The 22,646-nt window shown below is 53.0% G+C and carries 21 protein-coding genes; 6 read left to right on the top strand and 15 right to left on the bottom strand.

Annotated features, from left to right (window positions below):
- Positions 1–24: 24 nt before the first annotated feature.
- From H8693_RS00220 to H8693_RS00205, 4 genes are read right to left on the bottom strand one after another with little or no spacing between them, the layout of a single operon-like run.
- On the bottom strand, positions 25–1,203 hold the full coding sequence (locus tag H8693_RS00220) for an iron-containing alcohol dehydrogenase (RefSeq protein WP_249279291.1): 1,179 nt from the start codon (positions 1,201–1,203) through the stop codon (positions 25–27).
- Between the two features lie 35 nt (positions 1,204–1,238).
- Positions 1,239–1,754, bottom strand: coding sequence for a YjbQ family protein (locus tag H8693_RS00215; protein ID WP_249279290.1), 516 nt, complete (start codon positions 1,752–1,754; stop codon positions 1,239–1,241).
- Positions 1,751–2,464, bottom strand: coding sequence for a triose-phosphate isomerase (locus H8693_RS00210; RefSeq protein ID WP_249279289.1), 714 nt, complete (start codon positions 2,462–2,464; stop codon positions 1,751–1,753). Before H8693_RS00210 ends, H8693_RS00215 begins: the two co-directional genes overlap by 4 nt.
- A gap of 20 nt (positions 2,465–2,484) precedes the next feature.
- The gene (locus H8693_RS00205) at positions 2,485–3,315 is read right to left on the bottom strand and encodes a class II fructose-bisphosphate aldolase (RefSeq protein ID WP_249279288.1); all 831 of its coding nucleotides are present in this window, start codon (positions 3,313–3,315) and stop codon (positions 2,485–2,487) included.
- A gap of 136 nt (positions 3,316–3,451) precedes the next feature.
- On the opposite strand from H8693_RS00205, the gene H8693_RS00200 reads away from it, so the two are divergent.
- Complete coding sequence (locus tag H8693_RS00200) at positions 3,452–4,408, top strand: sugar-binding transcriptional regulator (protein WP_249279287.1); 957 nt, start codon at positions 3,452–3,454, stop codon at positions 4,406–4,408.
- A 226-nt stretch (positions 4,409–4,634) separates the two neighbouring features.
- On the opposite strand, the gene H8693_RS00195 is transcribed toward H8693_RS00200, so the two are convergent.
- The 4 genes from H8693_RS00195 to H8693_RS00180 form a co-directional block, all read right to left on the bottom strand.
- Positions 4,635–7,829: a UvrD-helicase domain-containing protein gene (locus H8693_RS00195; RefSeq protein ID WP_249279286.1), complete on the bottom strand. Its 3,195-nt coding sequence runs from the start codon at positions 7,827–7,829 to the stop codon at positions 4,635–4,637.
- 148 nt (positions 7,830–7,977) lie between these two features.
- A complete protein-coding gene (locus tag H8693_RS00190; RefSeq protein ID WP_249279285.1) occupies positions 7,978–9,261 on the bottom strand; it encodes a cohesin domain-containing protein in 1,284 nt (427 codons plus the stop codon).
- Between the two features lie 36 nt (positions 9,262–9,297).
- On the bottom strand, positions 9,298–10,458 hold the full coding sequence (locus H8693_RS00185) for a hypothetical protein (protein WP_249279284.1): 1,161 nt from the start codon (positions 10,456–10,458) through the stop codon (positions 9,298–9,300).
- A gap of 9 nt (positions 10,459–10,467) precedes the next feature.
- Positions 10,468–12,534, bottom strand: coding sequence for a SpoIID/LytB domain-containing protein (locus H8693_RS00180; RefSeq protein ID WP_249279283.1), 2,067 nt, complete (start codon positions 12,532–12,534; stop codon positions 10,468–10,470).
- A gap of 245 nt (positions 12,535–12,779) precedes the next feature.
- Between H8693_RS00180 and H8693_RS00175 the strand changes: the two genes are divergently transcribed.
- The 3 genes from H8693_RS00175 to H8693_RS00165 all read left to right on the top strand — a co-directional run bounded on the left by H8693_RS00175 (position 12,780) and on the right by H8693_RS00165 (position 15,353).
- Entirely contained in the window at positions 12,780–13,568 is a 789-nt protein-coding gene (locus tag H8693_RS00175) for an alpha/beta fold hydrolase (RefSeq protein ID WP_249279282.1), read from the top strand.
- 234 nt (positions 13,569–13,802) lie between these two features.
- Positions 13,803–14,252: a peptide deformylase gene (def, locus tag H8693_RS00170; RefSeq protein WP_249279281.1), complete on the top strand. Its 450-nt coding sequence runs from the start codon at positions 13,803–13,805 to the stop codon at positions 14,250–14,252.
- 186 nt (positions 14,253–14,438) lie between these two features.
- Complete coding sequence (locus tag H8693_RS00165; protein WP_249279280.1) at positions 14,439–15,353, top strand: DMT family transporter; 915 nt, start codon at positions 14,439–14,441, stop codon at positions 15,351–15,353.
- A 341-nt stretch (positions 15,354–15,694) separates the two neighbouring features.
- On the opposite strand, the gene H8693_RS00160 is transcribed toward H8693_RS00165, so the two are convergent.
- The 3 genes from H8693_RS00160 to H8693_RS00150 form a co-directional block, all read right to left on the bottom strand.
- Positions 15,695–16,417: an amino acid ABC transporter ATP-binding protein gene (locus tag H8693_RS00160; RefSeq protein WP_178621117.1), complete on the bottom strand. Its 723-nt coding sequence runs from the start codon at positions 16,415–16,417 to the stop codon at positions 15,695–15,697.
- Positions 16,404–17,114, bottom strand: a complete 711-nt coding sequence (locus tag H8693_RS00155; RefSeq protein WP_178621119.1) for an amino acid ABC transporter permease — start codon at positions 17,112–17,114, stop codon at positions 16,404–16,406. Before H8693_RS00155 ends, H8693_RS00160 begins: the two co-directional genes overlap by 14 nt.
- A 94-nt stretch (positions 17,115–17,208) precedes the next feature.
- Positions 17,209–18,081, bottom strand: coding sequence for a transporter substrate-binding domain-containing protein (locus tag H8693_RS00150; RefSeq protein WP_249279279.1), 873 nt, complete (start codon positions 18,079–18,081; stop codon positions 17,209–17,211).
- A gap of 282 nt (positions 18,082–18,363) precedes the next feature.
- On the opposite strand from H8693_RS00150, the gene H8693_RS00145 reads away from it, so the two are divergent.
- Positions 18,364–18,762, top strand: a complete 399-nt coding sequence (locus tag H8693_RS00145; protein ID WP_249279278.1) for a hypothetical protein — start codon at positions 18,364–18,366, stop codon at positions 18,760–18,762.
- 168 nt (positions 18,763–18,930) lie between these two features.
- Entirely contained in the window at positions 18,931–19,896 is a 966-nt protein-coding gene (locus H8693_RS00140) for a P1 family peptidase (protein WP_249279277.1), read from the top strand.
- A gap of 1 nt (position 19,897) precedes the next feature.
- Here H8693_RS00140 and H8693_RS00135 read toward each other — a convergent pair whose 3' ends face one another.
- The 4 genes from H8693_RS00135 to H8693_RS00120 form a co-directional block, all read right to left on the bottom strand.
- Positions 19,898–20,104 carry a hypothetical protein gene (locus H8693_RS00135; RefSeq protein WP_178619661.1) on the bottom strand — a complete coding sequence of 69 codons (207 nt, stop codon included), beginning with the start codon at positions 20,102–20,104 and terminating at the stop codon, positions 19,898–19,900.
- 260 nt (positions 20,105–20,364) lie between these two features.
- Positions 20,365–21,246: an SIR2 family NAD-dependent protein deacylase gene (locus H8693_RS00130; RefSeq protein ID WP_249279276.1), complete on the bottom strand. Its 882-nt coding sequence runs from the start codon at positions 21,244–21,246 to the stop codon at positions 20,365–20,367.
- Positions 21,173–21,976 (bottom strand): protein-ADP-ribose hydrolase, encoded by an 804-nt coding sequence (locus tag H8693_RS00125; RefSeq protein ID WP_249279275.1) that lies wholly within the window; start codon positions 21,974–21,976, stop codon positions 21,173–21,175. Before H8693_RS00125 ends, H8693_RS00130 begins: the two co-directional genes overlap by 74 nt.
- Before the next feature lie 3 nt (positions 21,977–21,979).
- Positions 21,980–22,609, bottom strand: coding sequence for a 4Fe-4S binding protein (locus tag H8693_RS00120; protein ID WP_249280083.1), 630 nt, complete (start codon positions 22,607–22,609; stop codon positions 21,980–21,982).
- Between the last annotated feature and the right edge of the window lie 37 nt (positions 22,610–22,646).

Here is a 22,646-nt window from a genome sequence, read left to right as displayed (position 1 = left end):
CACCCTCCAAAACAGTTTTATCTTTTATAGGCAGAGCCGATACATATCTTTCAGCATTTCTTCGTTATATCCATAGGCGTCTTTTTCGCCCCAGACGATCGCCGTCTTAAGCGCCTGCGGCGCCATTTTATCCACCGCATCCGGGTCCGTTATTCCCGCTTCTTTCAACGTGCAGGGAGTTCCTATCTTTTTGAACCATGCCTCCAATGCGGCGATTCCCGCTTTTGCGGCAATCATATCGTCCCCAGTCCGTATACCGAACACTTCCCGCGCAAAATCGGCATATTTCTTTGTTCTTGTGTTCAGATAATAACGCATGGTGGCCAAAATCGTTATGGACATTGCCGCTCCATGCGGCGTGTTATAAAAGTTTGAAAGTTCATGCCCAAGAATATGAATATTGGAGTTCGGCAGGCCCATGCCGCAGTCATAGAAACCGCACCAGGCAAACGCCGCCTGCCACATCATGACCGCCCGTGCGTCCTTATCCTGCGGATCGTCAAGCAGCCTATCCATGCATTCCATAATGGAACGTATGCCTCCCTGGCAAAAATGATCTTGGTATGGCGCGAATTCCAATGTATGGCCAAGATAATGTTCCAGCAGATGCGACACGATATCCGCCGCTGAATATGCGGTCTGCCGGATCGGAATGGTGTATGTCAGCTCCGGATCTAAAATCGCCGTGCGGGGCTTCATGACCGGGCTGGAAAAACCGTCTTTCCTTCTGCGCGTCTCGTTGGTGATTACGGCAGTGCCGTTCAATTCAGAGGAAGTGGCGGGGATGGTCACTATGGCAATAACAGGTATCGTTTTTTCAATTTCTGCTTTTCCCAAAGGAAAATCCCATGGATCACCGTCATAAAGCGCGGCAATGCCAATAAATTTTGCCTCATCCATTGCCGATCCGCCGCCCAGGGCAATGATGACATCCGGTTTCTCCCGCTTGGCTATTTCGATGCCGCCGGCTGCATGTTCAGCCGTGGGGTTGCTTTTCACTCCAAAGAAATCGATCAGCTGGACACCCGCTTCCCGGCAGCTTGAAGCCACCTTTTCATAAAATCCTACTTCTTTTACAAAGGCTTCGTCATACGTCACCAACAGGGCCTTTTCCCCGAAAACCGCCGCTTCTTTTCCGACTTTTGAAACTTCTCCCGCACCAAAAACAATTTTTGTGGGCATCGAAAACTCAAATGAATACATACTATATCTCTCCTTTCACTTTATCGGCAAGGCCTCTATTCGCCCATTACCATGACATGGCAGGTTCTCCTGCGGGATCGGTTCTGATCCCAATCGACAAAATAGATATATCCAACAGCGCCTGTTGCCAGCTGCCCATTCTCCAGAATAAACGTCTCACTGGCGCCAAACAGGGAACCCCGGATATGTGCATCTCCATTTAAAATGGTCCGCGGGTCTGTGGGATAGTCCGGGTCCTCCAGTCCCATAAGGAATTCCAAATGCTTCGGGCCGGGATAGCGATAGTCCATGTTTTCGGTCTTCTCTCTGGGAATGATCCGGTCGAGAATCCGGTTTAAATCCGCCTGCAAATACTCATCGCCGTTGAAATCCGTATCATGCACATATTCTTCAAAAAGCACCGAACAGGTCGTGTGCTGGGACTGCACCACGCAAATTCCATTCTGAATCCCGCTTTGTTGGACAATCGCGCGCACTTCCTGCGTGATATTGTGATAAGACGGCCGGTTCCCGTTTGAGGTTATCATGACCTTATCCCTAAATATTTTCATTTTCCCTGTTTCCCTCCTGCCAGCTTTTCTTTTGCCTCCTGCACCGCCTGCATCATTTCTTCGCAAGCCTTAAAAGGATCCTGGGCCGCTACGATGCCGCTGGTGCATCCAGTGCCGTCGGCGCCCCACATGATCACGTCAAAGACATTTTTTCCGCTGCGGATCCCCGCCGCCTGAAGAACCAGGGTGTCAGGCGATATGGATTTAACCGCTTCGTTTGTTAAATGCACATATTCTTCCCCGCTTACCTTTCCCGTCCCGATCAGGCTGGTCGGCTCACAAACCATTACATCCGGTTTCAGCTGGGCGATTGCCTTTGCTTCCTCCGCCGTATCCGCGCAAACAATCGTGAGAATTCCCAGTTCATCCGCCCGCGATATGGCCTGCGCCAGCTGGTTGACCGTCAATGGGTGTTCTGCGTGATTCAAAAAGACCGCTTCCACTCCCGCCGCTTTTAACGCTTCGGGCAGGATATGTCCCATTCCTCTGCCGGGAACCAATCCATCCATATGCTGCGCGGTGACGATCACATGCTTCGTCTCATTCTTTATTCTTGCCAAATCCACATGCTGGCCGGTATAAAATACATCTATATCGTATTTTTCGGCCATTTGATCGGTAAATTTCGCTAATGCAACGCTGGCGTCGCCATAAATATATGCTTTGGGATTTACACTGAAAAACGGCGTCCTGATTTTTCTTTTTTCCATGGATTCTTCCTCCGTCACATTTATTTCGCAAACAATGCAAAATAGTGCCGCAGCACCTTTCCCATTCCATGGGAAGCCGATTGTTTCAATGCAATATATTCCGACGGATTATCCAGCCGCACCTGTTCCATCGCTCCCACCAGAAAATCCGTATAGATATTCATTTTGGAGATTCCCTCGGTTGCGCACCGATAGAGATTTTGGTCGCCCGATCCGGAGCTTCCATGAAGCACCAGCGGGATGGAGATATTTTCATCCAGCTCATGCAGGCGTTCAAAATTCAGCACCGGTTCGACAGCATTTTTATATTTTCCATGGGCCGTTCCAATGGATACTGCCAGCGAATCCACCCCGGTTTGCTCCGCAAACGCCATTGCCTCCTCTACAGTTGTATAGATGGAATCGGTATCGTCTTTTGCCTCATAGTTCTCCCCCATGCCCACATGGCCAATCTCCGCTTCCACAGTGACGCCCCTCGGATGCGCATAATCGATGACTTCCCGGGTTCGTCTGACATTTTCTTCAAATGTCTCGCTGGAAGCGTCAATCATGACCGAAGTAAACCCCAAATCGATAGCCTTTTTTATAAATTCAAAATGTTCTCCATGATCCAAATGCAGCACAATGGGTATCTTCACGCTTTCCGCGGCCACTTTGCCGATTGCCGCCGCCTCTTCCAGAGAGAAGAAAGAACGGAACACCTCTGCATAGGATAGAATAATCGGCTGGTTCATGGCTTCTGCTTCATGAACAAATGTTCTTGCAGAATCCATATCGATATAATCCGGCGCGATAATGCAATGCCGGCTCCTTTTTGCTTCCTCCAATACGGATTTTGAGTTGACTAACATTTTTTCTCCTTTCATAAAAGCCCTATTTATTTTTTTCTTTTCATGATATAATCATATATGCCAGCCGAACATTTATCAATATTTTTCAGGCTTTATATTGAACAAATGTTCACGAATGTTTATGGGGGTATCCGAAATGAAATATACCATGACAAGAAAAGATTTGATTAAGGCAGCAAAGCTCTATTATTACGGCAACATGTCTCAGGATGAGATTGCGGCGATGATGCACATATCCCGGCCAAAAGTATCCCGTATGCTCTCCGCCGCCAGGAGCTTAAACATCGTACAGATCACCATAAAGGATCCCGTCTTTTCGCTCACGGATATGGCGGCCAAAATCAAGAATTTTTTTTCTTTGAAAAATGTCGTTGTCGTGCCGGCCGGGCAGAACCTGGAGGAAGCGAAAGATAATATTGGTTCCGCGGCCAGTGAAATGCTGAATCGTATTGTATTTAACGGAATGAAGGTCGGCATCAGCTGGGGAACTACGCTTAATTCCTTTGTCAACCGCTATCACTGCTCCAAGTCATATCCCGACACAAAAATTGTACAGCTCATCGGGGGCATGTATCAGCAGACCATGCACATGGATGGCCGCGAACTTGTAAAAAATCTGGCGCTCAAAATGGGCGCGCAGTATCAGCTGCTGCAAACTCCGCTGATGGTTCATAATCCAGAATTGAAAGTTCTGCTCATGCAGGAACCGGAAAATATCGAACATTTTAAATTGATCGACAGCCTGGATGCCGCCTTCGTCGGCCTGGGCTCCTCCAATTACAAAAACACGGTGATATATAAGGCAAAATATTTGGAAGCATCCGACGCCAAGCACATGTCGGATACTGGTCTTTTCGATATCTGCGGCCACCAGATTGATTCAGAGGGAAACGAACCGCCTTCCCCCGTTAAAGACCGGGTGATCGGGATATCTCTCCATTCCCTGCAACGAATTCCGCAGGTATTTGCCGTATGCGCCGGCAATGAAAAAGTGCCCGCGATCTGCGCCGCCATCAAAGGAGGATACATCAATTCTCTGATTATCGATGAAATTGCGGCCCTCTCCCTAATGGAGACGGAAAATATCCAATAAAAGGAGAGATCTTTTCAACCTCTCCTTCCATTCATCGGATACATTCCTATTTTGTTTTCGGCTCCCGGGGGCAGCTTTGCAAACGGAGCACAGCCCGCTTTGCCGAATATCTATCGGAAACTTTCCCGCCCCCATTCGATATCACGCAGGGAATCCGTACAGTTTTGGGACATGCAAGGCGGACTGATCTGGAATATCATTTGCTGCGGTCTCCGCCCACACTTTTTTATATCCCCATATCAAACAGGCTCATCTGCTTGCCGGTGCTTCGCGGCCGAGCAGCCTGTTCCATTTTCAGCGATTCCCTGGAGATGGCCCCCAGAAAATCGCTGGGCTCCCCGGCGCAGGTCAGAATCAGTTCCTCCTTCGCCCGCGTCAGCCCGACATACAGGAGCCGCCGTTCCTCTTCCCGGTCAACCGCACGCCCCTTCCTTTCCAACGGGACTTTTCCTTGCTCCACGCCGCATAAAAACACCACGGGATATTCCAGCCCCTTTGCGCCATGGAAGGTCTGCAGCTGCACAGCGCCTGCCGCATATTTGGCGGCCTGCCGCTTGATGTCCTGTTCCTGCCCCAGCAACACAGTTTGCAAAAATTCCGGCATTTTTGGCGAAAGGACTGCCGCCTGCTCCAGCCGTTCCAGAGCCGGCCTCTCCGTCTCCGGGCGCAGTTCCCTCCATTCTTTCAGCAGTTTCCATGGCTTTTCCCTGGCCGCCCGCGGCCCAAACCGCTCTGCCATGCGTATCCATTCGTCCAGCCACGCTTCCCTGCCTTCAAACTCCCGGCAGATTCCCGCCAGATCCGCTGCCTCGGGGGCCTGCGCCAAAAGGCCATCCACTTCGCCTTTTTTCACCTTCCATATATGCCGCCAACACGCCGCCAGGGCGTTTTTATCTCCCGGCTGGAGCAGAGTGCGGAAAAAAGCCAGTGTCCCCCGCACGACTGAATCCGCCAGATAGCTTTCCCGCCCGGTTACGGCAAAGGCAATTCCCTCTTTTTTCAGGCAGGTTTCCAAAATTTCCGCCTGCCGGTGAGTGCGGTATAACACGGCGATATCCGAAAATTCCAGTGGCTTTCCCCTTTCTCCATAAGCCTGGGCATCCAGCATATCCACGCCGCCCATCAGCCGGTTGATCTCTTTTGCAATAAAAATCCCTTCCTGCAAATCGCTCTGCGCCTGTACCAAGCGCACTTTCACTCCGCTCGGGCGCAGTGCCTCCAGCTCGCGCTTTACGCCATCGCCGGCTTGAATCACTGGCAGGGCGCAATCCAATATCTCCGGCGTGGAACGATAGTTTTTCCGCAGCCGAATTTGCCGGAGCTCTGGAAATTCCTCCTTCAGCCGCCGGAATCCCTCCGTATCCGCGCCCCGGAATCCATAAATGGCCTGATCCGGGTCGCCAATGACAAACACGCTTTGCGCCTTTTCTCCCCAGGCGTGGATCAGCTGATTTTGCAGGGCATTGCAGTCCTGAAATTCATCCACCAGCAGATGCGAAAACCGCTTTTCCAGCCGGCTGGGAATTTCCTTTTCCCAAAGCTCCAGCGTCTTTTTTAAAAGATCGTCAAAATCCACCTGCCCTGCCGCTTCCAACCGTGCCTGATAGGCCGCCAGCAGCTCAGGAGCAACCTGCGTCTCCTGTCCATTTTTCCACCGGGAAACGCCCTCCAAAAGCCTCCGGGGGGAAAGCGGGCTCTCCTGTGCCGTCAAAATTTCTTCGGCGATTTCCTGGGCTTCCTCCGGATTCAGGAGGCTTACCCTCCCTTCCATCTGCTCCAGCAACTCCAGGCAGAGGCTGTGAAAGGTTCCGATATGCAGGGTGCGGGCCGCCCTTTTATCCGCCAGCGATTTTGCCAGACGTTCCCGCATCTCCGCCGCCGCTTTGCGCGTAAAGGTCACAGCCGTTATCTCTCCCGGTTTTGTCCCCTGCTCCACCAGATGCGCGATCCGGGCCACGAGAGTCTTCGTCTTGCCCGTCCCCGGGCCGGCAATCACAGCCGTCCGGCGGTCTTCCGCGCAAACAGCGGCCCTTTGCTCCGCGTTCAGCTGCTCCCCTTCATCCGCCGCCGCACTGTTCTCCTTTCCGGCACGTTTTTTTATACCTGCGGGCGCCGCCTGCTTCCGGGTTGTTTTTCCCGCATCCTCCGCAAAAAAGGAAAGCTGGCCCTGCAATCTTGCCATATCTTCGGGACGCAGAATTTCAATTTTTCCATATTCCCCGTCATATCCCGGTGTCCTCTCCACCCGGCCGCTGCGAAGGCGTTCGATCCCCTCCGCTATCAGCAGTCCCGCCTTTTGGCGGATCTCCTCGATGGGCGCTTCCCGGAGTATATGGAATTCCGGTCCGATCTCTGCCAGCATCTTTTCATATTGCTCTCTCACCCGAACACTGGCAGCCGATTTTCCTGTGGAGGCCGCGATTACCTCCGGCAGAGGCACCAGGCTCTCAAAAGGCAGCGCATTCTCCGGCTGGTAGCCCTCCGCCCGGTCTGCCAGCTCGCAGACCCGATGGAGAACGCCAATCGTCATCTTCCGCCCGCAGACCGGGCAGCGGCCGTCCATATCTCCGGTTTCCGCCGGATGCAGGCATACCTTGCAGTTCCGGTGGCCGTCGAAATGATATTTCCCCTCTTCCGGAAAAAATTCCAGCGTACCCCGGAATCCCCCTTCCCGTCCTTTTTGAATGGCATGGCGAATGGCGGGATATGCCAGTTCCGTGGATAGCAGATTTGCCTCCCGTCCCAACTTTGCCGGTGAATGGGCGTCCGAATTGGAAACCAGCGTGAGGCCGTCCAATTCGCTCACCCGCCAGTTCATGGGAGGATCAGAAGAAAGCCCGGTTTCCACCGCATGGATTTCCCCCGTCAGGTCACCATAGCATTCCTCCAGGGAATCAAAGCCGGAAAACGCCCCAAAGAGGGAAAAATGCGGCGTCCAGATATGCGCCGGGATATATTCTCCCTCCGGGCAGGTTTCCAGCAGGATCTCCAAAAGATCATGGCAGTCCAGCCCGAGAATCGGTCTCCCATCCGAATGGATATTGCCGATGGCCTCCAGCTTCCGGGAAAGCTCCTCTGCCGCTTCCAGCCCTGGCAGCAGAATCAGGCTATGCACCTTCCGCACGCGGTCCCTCTTTTTATAGATCGAACTGATTTCCCCCGTGACCAGAAAGCGCGGGGCTTCTCCCTCGCCGGCCACCTGCGCCGGAAGGCGGTATTCCTCCTTCAGTATATATAAGCCCTCCTCTGCGGGAACCAGCTTTTGCCGCATTTCCTCCCGCCAGGCCGGATGGGTAAAATCTCCCGTTCCCAAAACGCCAATCCCCTTGCGCCGCGCCCATAGTTCCAGATGCTCCAGGTCGCAGTCCCGGCTGGTTGCCCGGGAATATTTGGAATGGATATGCAGATCCGCTATCATCATTGTAAAAGCCTCCCATTTTTTCCTGATTCTATCATAGGCGAGTTTGTGATATTTTTCAACAGGAATCGTCTTTTTATAGCCTTATAGATTCTCCCCATCCAAAGGGCACAAAAAAAGAGGATGCGCGCATCCTCTTTTTATCCCTGCATTATTCCTGCGGTCCATTATCCGTGAACGGAGGTTTTTTCCCCTTCTTCCAAAGGATGAACAGCGTCACTGCCAGGCCGATGCAGAGAACCACCAGCACGATCACAGTGATCAGAACGCCAGTATTTCCCGTGAGGGCCGCAAAGAATCCAGGATTCTCCTTGGGCGCTTCCGGAGCCACCTGTTCCGGGCCGGCCGTCTCTTCTGCCGGCTCCTCCTTTTCGATGACAGCCGTCCGCTCAACATACCGCTGCATCGTTCCTTCCGCCGCATCATAGGTATACCAGCCCTTGGTTCCCGATGCGTTCATGGCATAGACCAGATAGAAATCCGGAGCAGTCTGCCCCTCCAGCTGCCAGGCCGCAACCGTCTGCTCCCCGATAGAGAGCGTTGTTTCTGCATATCCCTCGGGCGCAGAAACACTGTCCTCTTTTTGCAGGATGGTATATGTCCCGCCGCTGGTCATCTGCACATACGGATATACGCCGTCGCCCGCCGCATTCAGGACATAAAAGCTCCCGGCATTCTGCTCATCCAGCAGATAGAGCAGTGAAATTCCCCGCTGTTCATCCAGAGCCGCGGGAACCGCAGCGCCGTTATAAGCTGCCTGCCCTGCCACAAAATTTTCGGGCAGGGTTACTCCCTCCAGGGTATTTGCCACCTGCAGCTCCTTATCCCCTACCTTCACCGTCACCGGAACCGGAGTCGGGGAGGGTGATGCGGTGACCGTTGCCGTAGGAGATGCCTTGGGCGAGGCCGACGCTTTATCCGAAGACGTTGCGGGCTTGCTGGTTTTTGTGGCTTTCGGAGTCGAAGTCGCCGGCTTGTTGGTCTTTGTCGGACTGGGTTTGGGTGTGCTGGCCGCCTGCACCGTAACCTTCGCGCTCCCCTTAGCCGTTCCAAGTGAGTTGTAATCCCAATCCAGGATTTCGCTGGCCGATACGGAAATCGTTGCAGACCCGGCTTTCAGGGCTTTAAACGTGATCGTCGTGCTCAGAGATGACTGCCCGCTGCCACCCGCATATAAAACAATATTCCCGTTGCTGTGGGTTCCGCTTCCCGATACATATTGCAGCACACTGGAATCATAGGAAAACTTCCCCTGTACTGCGCCGATGTTTGTTCCCTTAAAGGTTACCTTGACACTCACCGTCGCCCCGGGCTTTACGCTGGAAGGGCTGGCCGAAACCGATGCGCTGGCCGCCAATGCCTGCATGGGGAAAAGGCTCACCACCAGGCAGAGTATCATTAAAATCAGAAGGCCCCGTTTCTTTGCGTGGTTCATACTTCGTCCTTTCTCTTCGCTCGATATTTCCATCACTTAAAAATGTTTTTTCTTCTTTCTCGCCTGCACAATGACCAGCACCAGCAGCACGACGACCGCCGCCGTGAATACGGCCAGGACGGCAAAGAGCAACGGCTGGCTCGCCACAGTTTCCAGATATCCCATGGGCTTCTGGGGCGCGGGCGTCGGCACAGCTTCCGGCTCCGCCGGCTTTTCCACGGTTTCCGTCCAGGCCCGCTGCAGGGTTCCCTCGCCGGCATCATACATATAGTAGCCTGCCCGGCCTTCTTCGTCCATAGCATAGACCAGATAAAAATCCTGCGGGCCGGAGGTCTGACGCCATGCCTGCACCTGGGCTCCATTTATTTGAATCGACACTTCTTCAAAGCCCTCGGGGATCTCTGTTCCCTCCCGCAAAAAGACATAAGAACCCGATGAAGCCACCGTCACAAAGGGGAACAGTGTCCCGGAAGCGGCATTATAGCAATAAAAGGCATATTGCCCGGAAGTATCCACGGTATAGACCAGCAGCAGCCCGGTCTTTTCTCCCCGGGCACAGGGCACCTCTTCCTCTCCCAGCGTCAGCATGCCGGCCACATAGCCTTCCGGCAACGTCACATTTTCCAGGCTCCGCAAAACATAGACGGTCTTTCCATCTGCCTGCATCTCAATGGGTTCCTCTTCGCCCGGTACAGGCGAAGAAGATGCGGGCGTCTCCGCCGGGTCACTCTCCGGGGAACCGCTGCCAATGGCAATGCTGATCTTTTTGTTGGGCGCGCCCAGATCCTGGCCGCTCGTATATCCCACAACTTCACTGCTGGAAACTGCAAAGCTGGCAGAACCCTCGGCTTTTGCCCGGAAGGTCAGCTCATAGCTCTTCTGGAATTCATTTTCGCTGCCCGAATCCGAAATTCCGCCGTTTCCGCCGCTGGCAAAGACCGCGTTGCTGCCATACAGGTATTCCATTTTGTTGCTGTCATAGGAAATCTTGGCATCCAGCGCTCCAATGCTGTCCCCCGTACTCACAAACGTGATGGTCACGGTGAACACCTGTCCATTGGCGACATGGGAAGGCGCCACTTCCATCTGCACAGATGCGCTGGCCTTGGCTGCCGCCCCGGCCGCGGCCGGAAAAATACACAGACAGACCAGCAAAATCCCTATGATAATGCGGCGAAATCCCCGCTGATTTTTCATATATTCCTCCTATTGCGCGATGGTGGATGCGCCCAGCAGATGCTTTTGCAGCTGCAACAGGTCCAAAATGGTCACCTTTCCATCCTTGGAAGTATCTGCGGCCGTCAGACTGGCCCCCTTTGCCGTGCTGGCGCCCAGCAAGTGTTTTTGCAGCTGGAGCAGGTCCACCAGCGAAATCTTTCCATCGCCGTTCAGATCGCCATAGAGGATCACAGTGAAGCTTTGCGCCAGCTTGCCGCTGGAATTATAAAGCTGCACCACATCGCCTGTCACGGCATTCCCGGACGTCTTTGCCGCCCCGCCGGAAGTCACCACCCGCACCGATCCATTTTCAGCCTTTAGCCCGGAGAGCAGATTGCTGACAGAAAGATTCTCGGAAAGCCCGGTAATATTGCTGCTCCCCACCTTATATTTGGAGCTGGTGAGCTTGGGTGTTGACGCTCCTCCGGATGTGGAGGGCGTGGGAGCCGGCGTCGCGGTGGGGGTAGGCGTCGGATCCGACGACCCCAGGTTGGTAATATCCGTTCCCACAAAATAAAACGCCAGAATCTCTCTATATCCCTTGTTATGGTTCTGGGCCATCGTCTGGGCGCCCCGCTGGCTCATGCCCACGCCATGGCCCCAGCGCCGGCAGGTGATGTTGAAGCCCCCGCTGGTTTCGCTCACACCCCGCATCCGCAGGGTGGAATCCAAATAATCATGGGTCAAAACATATTTCCCGCTGGAATTCTTGTTCATGAGATCCAGCGTAACCGAAATTGCCTTGGCGCCGGACAGCTCCGAAGATCCCGAAGGGACATATTTCACCGTAATGTTCGCCGTTGCCGTTACATAGCACCGGCTGGCCGTTCCCGGCCACTGCTGTTTATCGTTTTTCATGCTGTTGACCGTGATGATCTTGATATCCCGCGGGCTGGCAACCGAAATGCCCTGAGATTTCAAAACGGCCTGCGCCTTTTCCTGCATTTCGGTCAGCGCACCGTTGCCATAGGTATAGCGGCCGCTCTCATCCACCTGCCCATAGGAGCTGAAAAGATAGCCGGTTTTGCCGTTATAGTCGATCATATACCACAGATCCCCGTCCTTGTCCCGGGCCTCTCCCAGATAGTCATAGACGGCGTTCACCGGGGCCGACCCAATAATGGAGTTTGTGGTTCCCGCCCCGCTGCGGACATTGCAGGAGGAATTGATATTCACCACCCGGACGATTTTGCCGCCCGAGGATGTAACCGCATCGTATTTTGAGCCCTCCACCTGCGAAGGGATGAACATGATCTTTTCCTTGCTGGAAGCATTCTCCAGGTCATAGGGATCGTCATGCTGGGCAAGATAGGGCGCTTCTTTATTCGCCGATTCGCCGTTGCCCCAGGCGTTTCCCGGCAGCTCGGTCTGCCCGCCGTTGCTGGCAGCATAATAGGTCGTGATGATCTTTCCATTATATGTGAGAACTTCGCCTTTCGTCTCATCCACAGCCCGGATTACATTTTTAATGGTAGAATCATATCCTTTATATACCTGGTCGCTGGAAGTATCCCCAATATCGTAGTCGCTCGCCGAGGATTTCAGGCGCATCGCCGCATATCCCCGGGCGCAGACCGCCTGAGCCTTCAGGGCCTCCAGCGGGAAGGAATTGCTCATTTCAAAACCAACGACGCCATAAAGGTATTCCTGCATGGAAACGGTATTGACAGCCAGAAGCTTGCCGCCGCTCACCTTAAAGGAAATGTTGCCGAGATAGCTGCACAATTTGCTCTCGCTTCCATAAATCCGCGTGAGTTTAATATAGCCCGAACCTGTCCGCTTCAGCGTGACGCTTGCCAGCGTTTTATTGACGCCGTTTCCAGAAATATTTACCGAACTGCCGCTGACAGCAACTTTATAAGTCCCGGCGGCTAAAGTGCTGCCGTCCTCTGCTAAGGTATAGGGGGTTGTGAGCTGCACATTGGTGGAAGCGGACGCGATGGACAGCTTTACGCGCACTGTATCGTAGTCCACTGCCTGGGAAACCGGGATACATAAAAAGAAGGCCGCCAGCATGGCAAAAGCCAAAATTCCTGCTTTCCAACGTTTTCTCATTCCAAATGCCCCCTGCACAAACAATCACAATTCTCTGAAATCCGCTTTAATACGTCATTAAATATTACAAAAGTATTACAAGTTTATTTCATACTACGTAAATTATACCGAAAACTTCGACGCTTGTCAACGAATTTCGCGCAGCTGCCCTCATCTTCCATATTTTGGGTGTCTGTCCGCAAACTGTTTTCCATCGGCTCCCTTTCGTGGTACAATGCATATACTATGAGCAGGAGGATGACGCAATGATCTATCTGCATGGAAAACCGCCGTATCGGGCTGTATTTCTGCATGGCGGCCCGGGAGCGCCCGGTTCGGCGGCCATTGCTGCCAGGGAGCTTTCCAAAACCCAGGGGATTCTCGAGCCATGGCAGTCGGCCCACTCTATTGCCGGCCTTTTGAAGGAATTGGAGATGCAGCTTGGCGCTGCCAGCCTTCCCTGCTCTCTTCTTGGTCATTCCTGGGGGGCTATGCTGGCGCTTCTCTTTGCCGCCCGGCATCCCGGCGCTGTGCAGCAGCTCCTTCTCGTCTCCTGCCCGCCCCTCACGGCAGATTTTGCCGGACAAATTACCGACCGCCGTCTGAAAAATCTTTCGGCGGCCGACGCGGCCCGGTTTCTCGAGCTTTCGCGCATTCTCTCATCGCCCTCTCAGCAAAACAGAGACGGACTCTTATCCGAACTGGGCCTTTTGGCAGAAAAGGCAGACGCCGTCGCTCCCCTGTCTCTCCAGGAGCCGGGAAATACAGATGCCGCCGCCTATGCGTCCATCTGGGGCGAAGCCGAAACACTGCGCAATGCGGGCGGATTCTTGCAGGCTTTAAAGAGGATCGCCTGTCCGGTCTTTGTGCTTCATGGAGAACAGGACCCCCATCCTTTGGATGGAGTACTGACTCCCCTGCAGAGCACACAAATCCCCTATCAGTTGGTTCTGTTTCCCTCCTGCGGCCACACACCTTTTCTGGAGCGGGATGCCGCCGCATCCTTCTATCGGGTCGTTCAAAAAATCCTGTCCGCCGCGCCGGTCATCCCTTGACTTTGCAAAGGCCCTGACTTATAGTAATCCCGGCATACCAAGAGGGGGTATTTAGAGAATGGATTCATTTTGCAGCATACATAATTCTGGAAAGATTTCCGCAATACAGGCTCCTCCACCAGTGCTGCTTCAGGCAAATCCGAAAAATATTCTTTGCCCATTTCCCCATCGAAGCGCATGCAGCTCCTTTCGCCGGGCCCTCAGATCCGGCAAAAGATTTCGGGAGGTGGAATAATGGCCATTCGTTTTTTGCGCTATGAAGGCGATCCTATTCTGCGGCAGGTTAGTCTTCCTGTCCGCCAGGTCGATTCCTCCATCCAAAAAATTCTTCAGGATATGGCGGATACGCTCTATAACACGCCCAATGGCGCCGGCCTTTCCGCCAACCAGGTGGGGATTTTGAAACGCCTGATCGTGGTGAATACGGGGGCCGGGCTGCTTCAGCTGGTCAACCCCGTCGTCATCGATTCCCGGGGAGAGCAAGAGTGCGTCGAAGGATGTTTAAGCATCCCTGGCCGCTATGGAAAAACCCGCCGCCCGCAAAGGGTTGTTGTTCAGGCCCTGGATGCCCGGGGAAAATCCATTTTTATTCCCGGCGAGGGAGAATTGGCCAAATGCCTCTGCCACGAGATTGACCATCTCGACGGCATACTTTTCACCGACCGTGTGTTTGCCTGGCTATAGCTCCGCATAATCCCCAAAACCAACGGCTATCCCCAGCCGTTTTTATATTTTCCTAGAAATATATAACAAAAATCATATGAATCCCATTGAAAATTTGTCTTTTTGTTAATTTCCCATCATACTTGACATTTTTTATTTGGACGGGTATATTGAGAAGCATGTTGATGTTGAAATTGGGAGGAAAAAATGAGCACGCAAAATAAGGATTGGCTTTGCCATATTCTCGCTTCGATTACCATTGTTTTATGGGCTTCGTCCTATGTCCTGACGCCTTATGCCCTCCAGTCCTATTCCCCCACGGCACTTTCACTGCTGCGGTATATGTTTGGGGCTGCGGCCCTTGTCATTTTTGGCTGTATCAAACGCATCGGCCTGCCCAAACTGCGGGATGTCCCCAAGTTTTTCCTGGCCGGCGCCCTGGGAATCACCGTCTATATGGTGGCCTATAATATCGGAGCACAGACCCTTTCCGGGACGACATGCAGCGTCGTTCTGGCAATGAACCCTGTTTTCACGGCTATTCTCTCGCATTTCCTGTTTCGGGAGAAAATCCGGTTTCTGGGCTGGGTCTCCATCGCCATCGGCTTTGGCGGCATCCTCATTTTAACCCTTTGGAACGGCGCACTTTCCATCAATATCGGAATCCTCTGGGTCTTGGCCAGCGCCATGCTTTTCAGCGGCTATAATATCACCCAGCGGCAATATAGCAAGGATTATACGCCGCTTTCCACCGCTATCTATAGTATTGTGGCCGGAGCTATCATGCTGTTCGTCTTTCTGCCCGAACTGCTCCCGCAGCTGCAGGCGGCTCCCATGGAACACACGATGATTGCCGCATATCTGGGCCTTGTCCCAACGGCGGTTGGCTTTGTTCTCTGGACTCTCGCCCTCTCCATGGCCAGCAAGACCACCATCGTATCCAACTATATGTTTGCCACACCCCTGGTTTCCATGGTGCTGAATCTTCTGATCGCGGGAACCTGGCCGGATACCTCCACCTATGTGGGCGGCGCCGTCATCATTCTCAGCCTGATACTGTTCAGTGTATTCAATAAAAAGGCACAGCCTCTGCCGCAGGTCGTCTCTCCAAAGGAAAAGTAAAGGAAAATTTCATATTCCATGCCCATGGTTTATCAGTAAAATCATTCTTTCCGTTCTTTTGCGGAATCTTCTGGCACAAGTCCCCCTTCCGGCTGCGAAGCAGTTCTCCTTTTGGAGAATCCCCAGCCGGAGGGGTTTTGTTGTTATTCCCCTCCTCTTATCTATCTCCCGCTTTCCCTCTTTATGGGCGTTTCACCGAGCGTTTGCGTCTTTCTCTTCTTTCTTTTTTTCATTATTCGCATTTTTCAATAGCTTTAGCAGGCAGGATAAGGATATCTCCCAGGCACTTCATGGCAGCAAAAAAGCCCTCCGGCAAAAGCGGAAGGCTTTTTACTTTTGCATTATAGAACTTTGGAAAGGAAATCCTGCAGCCGCGGATTCTTGGGATGGGAGAAAAACTCTGCGGGCGGCGCTTCTTCCAGCACCCGTCCGCCGTCCATAAAGAGGCAGCGGGTTGCAACCTCCCGGGCAAATCCCATTTCATGGGTGACGACCACCATGGTCATACCCTCTTCCGCCAGCTCTTTCATAACTTCCAGCACCTCGCCCACCATCTCCGGGTCCAGCGCAGAAGTCGGTTCATCAAAGAGCATCACATCCGGGTTCATCGCCAGCGCCCGCACGATGGCGATGCGCTGTTTCTGACCGCCGGAAAGCTGGGCGGGATAGCTGTCTGCCTTATCCGGCAGGCCAATCCGCTTGAGCAGCCCCAGCGCCTTTTCCTTGGCTTCCTCGGGAGTCATCAGTCCCAGCACGGTGGGCGCCAGCGTGATGTTTTGCAATATCGTCTTATGAGGAAAAAGATTAAACTGCTGGAACACCATGCCCATCTTCTGCCGCAGTTTATTGATATCGCATTTCTCATCGGTTATCAAATTTCCCTCGAACCAGATCTCGCCGGAGGTGGGAACCTCAAGCAGGTTCAGACAGCGCAGAAACGTGCTCTTTCCGCAGCCAGACGGCCCGATGATAACCACCTTTTCGCCCTTTTTGATCTCCTGATCAATCCCATTGAGCGCCTTGATTTCTCCAAAATGCTTGTGTAAATCTTTAACGGTAATCACTCTTGCCAAGCCTCCTCTCGAGTTTCTTAAGGCCCCAGGTCATGAGCATGACAAGAACCAGATAGATAAGCGCAGAAAGCAGCAGCGGCACCACGGGCTGGAAGGTCTTTGTCTGAATCCAGTTGGCAGCCTTTGTCAGATCCTGCACCGCCACATATCCCACAACCGCCGTCTCTTTCACCAGCACAATGAACTCGTTGCCCAGCGCCGGCAAAATATTTTTCACCGCCTGGGGCAGAATGATCAGCCGCATGGTCTTTCCGCCGGGCAGCCCCAAAGAGCGCCCCGCTTCCATCTGCCCGCGGTCTACAGCGTTGATCCCCGCGCGGATAATTTCCGCCACATAGGCGCCGGAATTGATGCCGAAGGACAGCATGGCGACATAGATGGAATGCTCCACTTTCGCCGCTGCAAACACAATATTTACCATGATAAGAAGCTGGGTGACCATAGGCGTTCCGCGGATCACCGTCAGATAAATATTGCATATGGCGTTCAAAATCTTATGATACCATCTGCGCTTGCGCACACTGGCCGTGTGCACCTTTGCAATTCCCACCAGCGATCCCAGCAGAAGGCCGATGAGAACCGCCCCCACCGCAATCAGGATGGTCGTTCCAAGACCGTCCAGATAGAGCTTCCAGCGGTCAGCTTCAATAATAGCCTTATGAATTTGGCCGGGCAAGTCATCAAACACGTTTCTATTTCCTTTCCTGTCTCATAATGCGAAAAGAGGAGGAAAGGCCGCCGGCCTTTTCTCCTTTTCCCGTTTTCGCGGTTTTCCCGCGTTTTTATTCCTCTGTCGTGTGCTTCAGAATCAGTTCGTCGATTGTTCCGTCTGCGATCAGCTTATCCAGAACCTTGTTGATCTCCGCCGTCAGATCCGAATCCTTCTTGACAGCGATAGCATACTGCTCGGTGGTCAGTTTTTCATCAATCATCTTCAGGGAGTCATTTTCCGCAACGATGGATTTCGCCGGAAGCTCGTCGACGATAACAACGTCGATCTTGTCGCTCATGAGAGCCATCGCAGCGCCCATGGCGTTGCTGTAGCGCAGGACTTCCTCGGCCTCTACGCCGTTTTCACCATCCTCGTCAGTAGCATAGATATCGCCGGTGGTTCCCTGCTGAACGCCGATCTTCTTGCCCTTCAGGTCATCCTTTGTGGCAATGTCGGAATCCTTCTTCACGATCATATACTGGGAAGAGGTTGCATACTTTGTGGAGAAATCCACACTCTCCAGACGCTCTTCCGTAACGGTCATGCCGGCTGCACCGATGTCGCCCTTACCCGCCATCAGCGCGGGGACAATGCCGTCAAACTCCATATCCACAACCTTCAGCTCTACGCCCAGCTCATCTGCGATGGCCTGTGCAACGTCGATGTCCACGCCCGCGGGCTGCTGGTCGTCGCCCAGATATTCAAAGGGCGGGAATGCCGCGTTGGTCAGCATCACAAGCTCACCCTTCGCCTTGATGGCTGCAACAGCGGAATCCCCAGACGACGCGTCCGAAGCCGATTCACTGGGGGAAGCCGGAGCCGTCGCTTCCGTGGAAGCCGAACCCGAGGGAGCCTCCGCCGGCGGCGCACTGCAGGCGCCAAAGACAACCGCCATCATAACAAGTGCCAGGCACATAGCCAGGATTTTGTGCAACTTTTTCATTTCTGTTTCTCCTCCAAAAAATAATAGAAACTTTACATGTATTTATAATTATACTCACCCAAGAATAAAAAGCAATAGATAATTTCCCGTTTTTCCGGGAAATCCGCCATTTTTTATTGCTCCTGCTGCATAAAAAAATGTATATTTATCTGGAAATGTATATTTTCTCTCAGGCCCCTTTTTTCCGCTTTGACAGGCGCCCTCTGCACCGCTATAATAGAAATATGGGCGGCGTCCGCCCGGCAATTTCAATTCAGAAAAAAGAATCAGGAGGAAATCTCGATGAAATTAAAGGAAATGCTCATCGAAAACGGCGTATTGCAGGCATATGATGCCATTGGTCTGGATTCCAATGCCATCATCAGCGGATTAAACGAAAAGACAGATGAACAGTATAGCGGCTATCGGTGGTTCAGCTACACACTGGAGCATCTGGGGGGATATATTGTCCACTGCATTCCCTCGGATGAGATGTTGGAAGCGGGATATCCCTGGGAAGAATGGTATAAAGACCCCAGCACCGGCGAATTCCAGCACCATATTCTCTATTTGAAGAAGACCGACCGCTGCGATATGACCTTTGACTGCCCTCCCACGGATACCACGCATCCCGAGCCGACCCGGAACCATTTCTGGTATCTCTATAACGATACAGACAGTCGGCTTCTCTATGCAAGATAACAGCGGAAAGCAAAAAGAACGGAAAACCTTCCGTTCTTTTTTTCTTATCATAAATTCAGGCATTCCATATTGGATATGATGCTTTCGGATTCTCTCCCTGCAATATTCCCCATCCGTAACGCGCCGTTTGTGATATACTATAGTCAAAGAAATAAAGGAGGAACCCCGATGAAAGAAATTCCCATCACTAATATAGAAAATATCCGCATCGGAAATGCGCAGGATTCCGAGGGGGCTACCGGCTGCACAGTCCTTCTCTGCGAAAAGGGTGCCCCAGCGGGACTGGATGTCCGGGGCGGCGGCCCTGCCTCCCGGGAAAGCGAGCTTTTGAAGCCGGTTGCCGCCTGCGAGGCCATCCATGCGGTCCTGTTGAGCGGCGGCAGCGCCTTTGGCTTGCATGCCGCCGGGGGCGTCATGCAGTATCTGGAAGAAAAGGAAATCGGCTTTGACACCGGATTCGCTCGGGTCCCCCTGGTCTGCGCCTCCTGTCTCTATGACCTGGGCGTGGGCAGCCCCTCCGCCCGGCCGACTCCCGAGATGGCCTATCAGGCCTGCCTGGATGCTGAAAAGAACCAGCCCGCCTTCGGCAACGCCGGAGCCGGCACCGGCGCCAGCGTGGGAAAGCTGCTGGGCATGGAATATGCCATGAAATCCGGGTTAGGCGCCTATGCGGTGGAAGTGGGGCCGCTTCAGGTAGGCGCGCTTGTGGCAGTAAACGCCCTGGGCGACATTTTCTCGCCGGAGGGCCGCCGCATCGCCGGCCTGCTGAATCCCAATAAAGATGGCATGCGCGGCTCGCTTGAGAGCATGTACACCATGCTGGAGCGCCCTGCCAACCTGTTTGCCGGGAACACAACCCTGGGCGTGATCCTCACCAACGCCAAGCTGACCAAAACGCCGCTCAACAAAGTGGCCGCCATGGCTCATAACGGCTATGCCCGCGCGATCTGCCCGGTTCACACCTCTGCCGATGGCGACAGCATCTATGCCCTGTCTATGGGAGACGTCCCGGCAAATCTGGATGTCGTGGGCACACTGGCTGCCGAAGTCATGGCACGCGCCATTGAAAACGCCGTTTTATCGGCGGAAAGCGCCTATGGGCTGCCTTCTGCCATGTCAATCGCAAACAATTGAATCATTCATAGTTTTTGAAAACTTCGGAAATGCGCGCCAGCACTTGTTCCGGGTTTTCCCGCATGGCCGCAATCTCCTCCCGGGAAAGAACGCTCTTTGTTCCCAGACAGGCATTGCAGCGCGCTCCACATTCCGGGCATACGCAGCCCAGCTTTAAATCTTCCTTCTGAATCATATAGGTGCCGCAATTTTCGCAGGTACACCGCATGGCCTTTCCCTTCCTTCGTTTTCTGTTGTTCTCATTATGTATCATAGCACAAACGGAAGAGAAAGAAAAATCGGGACCCCCAAGGGAATCCCGGTTTTATATTCCGGCTGTTGGCTTTATAATATCCGCATAGATGCTCCAGGAAATATCCTTCATATCCCGTTCTGCTGCATCGCCGGACACATAGATGGCCGAGAAACGGCTATCCCAACCATAAATATGGAATATTTCCCCATAGGCATCCAGCCCTTCTATTTCTTTCAATCTTTTTGCGCAATGTCCTCCAGCACCTGCCGGATATCCCCTCGGATGCAGATGGACTGCCTCGCAATCTCCGGCGGGCAGAGGGTTTCTCCCGAATTGACGCAGGCATACACCGCCTTTGGGTTTTCCGCCGTCATCCGCCAGAAGGGATATTTAATGATCCCCGGGGTATTTGACCCCACGCCCAGCTCCAGGAACAAAACATGCCGGCCCATATGGCGGCGGATAAAATCCTCATACCGCTCAGCCGCGGCATACCAGCCTTCATCCTGCACAAACGCCGTATCAATCCGCAGATTCATCGTCATGGGCGCGCCGCACACCGGGCAATGGGGAACCAGCTCCGCAGGGATTTTCATATCCTTCTGCCGGGCCGCCATCTGCCGGATCTCCATTTCATTGTCATAGGTCCTTTGATGGCAGGGCTTGGAGCACTGCCATAAGCCATAGTCCCCCTGCGTATAGAACAGCCGCTTTTTATCGATGCCGGCAAGCTGGAACTGGTGGTCCACATTGGTAGTGATAACGAAATAATCCTTTTTCCGAATCAGCTCCAACAAGTTTCCATAGGGCTTTCCTGCTCCGGCTTCATATCGGTTGATGAGAATATGGCGGCTCCACCAGGCCCAGTATTCCTCCGGTGTTTCATATGGATAAAACCCGCCGGAATACATATCCTGAATGCCATATTTTTTATGAAAATCCGAAAAGTTCTTTTCAAACCGCTCTCCGTCATAGTCCATCCCGGCGGCGGCAGACATTCCGGCACCCGCGCCGACAACAATGGCGTCGGAGGTTTCTATTTCATTTTTCAGCCTTTCCACCTGCTGTTCCCAACAGATTTTGATAGATGCTGAAATCGGCTTCTTTAAAAACATTGAATATCACCTCGATTTCCCCGCCCCCGCCGGCTTCCCTTCGGTAATCTTTTACAGTTTGAACCGCGATCTCTGCCGCCCTCTCGTTGGGGAAATGGAATTCCCCTGTCGATATGCAGCAGAAAGCAATGCTTTTTACCCGGTTTTTCGCAGCAAGATTCAGACAGGAGCGATAGCAGGAAGCGAGCATTTCCTGATCCTTCTCCGTGAGGCGGCCATGGACGATAGGCCCCACGGTGTGTAGAATATATTTGCAGGGCAGGTTAAATGCAGGCGTAATTTTTGCCTTTCCGCTTTCCTCCTCACGCCCCTGGCACTGCATCAGCTCTGCACAGGCCAAACGCAGCTGGATACCCGCAAAGGTATGAATGGCGTTGTCAATGCATCTGTGGCAGGGGATAAAGCAGCCCAGCATCTGCGAATTTGCCGCGTTTACGATAGCGTCGCACTGGAGTGTAGTGATGTCTCCCCGCCAAAGATAGATACCCTCCTGCACCGGCTGAAGATCCGATAAGGGGGTAATTCCTCTGCGCTGGATTTCCTCCCGGAGATACTCATCCTGCACAGCCAGAAATTCCGCATCCGCCGGCGCCGGCATTCGCATGTTGAACAAGGAGCGGAGCAGGCTCCTTTGCTCCTCTTCGCCCGCCGGGATTTGCATTCCCGCATATTGCGGCTGTTCTTTAAGAAGCTCCCGGATTAAATAAAGACGCCTTTCCTTCTGGGTCATCTTTCATCCCTCCCCCCATCTCACTGCGTTCTGCGGACAGATCATTCTGCAGCTCCCGCAATGCAGGCAGTGTATTTGACGGATTACCGCCGGAACACCAGAGATATCGATGCACTTCTGCGGACAGACCGCTTCACATCTCCGGCATCCCGTGCATGCGTCCGTGATATAATAATATTCTTCCGGTTTTGACGCAGCCTGACCAAAAGCAAAAGAAAACCTCTCCATAGGCTTTTGGGCAAGGTCAAACCATTCACCGTTCCCCTCATAAAGCTGAAAAACAGTAAGACTCCTCCGGGATTCCTTGGTCGGATAGATTTCCTTCATATACAGATTTTTTTCAAACATCTCCGGAATTTTCTCTGCTCCCAGCTCCCGAACCTTACCCCGAAGAGAGATTGCCGCGCAGGAGAGGGTATCCGTTCCCTTGATTCCGGTCAGCGCCATATAGCCGCGCCGTTTCAGCCGTTTATAAAATCCCTTGCCTCTGGCAGTAAGAAAAAACAAGCTGTTTTCATCACTATCCATTATATCAACTGCGCAGGTGACCGGCAAACCTGCGTCATCGGCAACGGCTGCAACGACCGTATGAATATTTTTGTGTATATATTGCAAATAGTTCATTCCTGCCATCTTACCCATGTATCTTTCGTGCGGGCCGGGATAAACC

Origin of the sequence: Guopingia tenuis (assembly GCF_014384805.1) — a bacterium.
In the GTDB taxonomy this organism is placed as follows: Bacteria; Bacillota; Clostridia; order Christensenellales; family Christensenellaceae; genus Guopingia; species Guopingia tenuis.
Note: the sequence above shows the minus strand (reverse complement) of the source record. Positions and strands in the feature narration are given on the sequence as shown.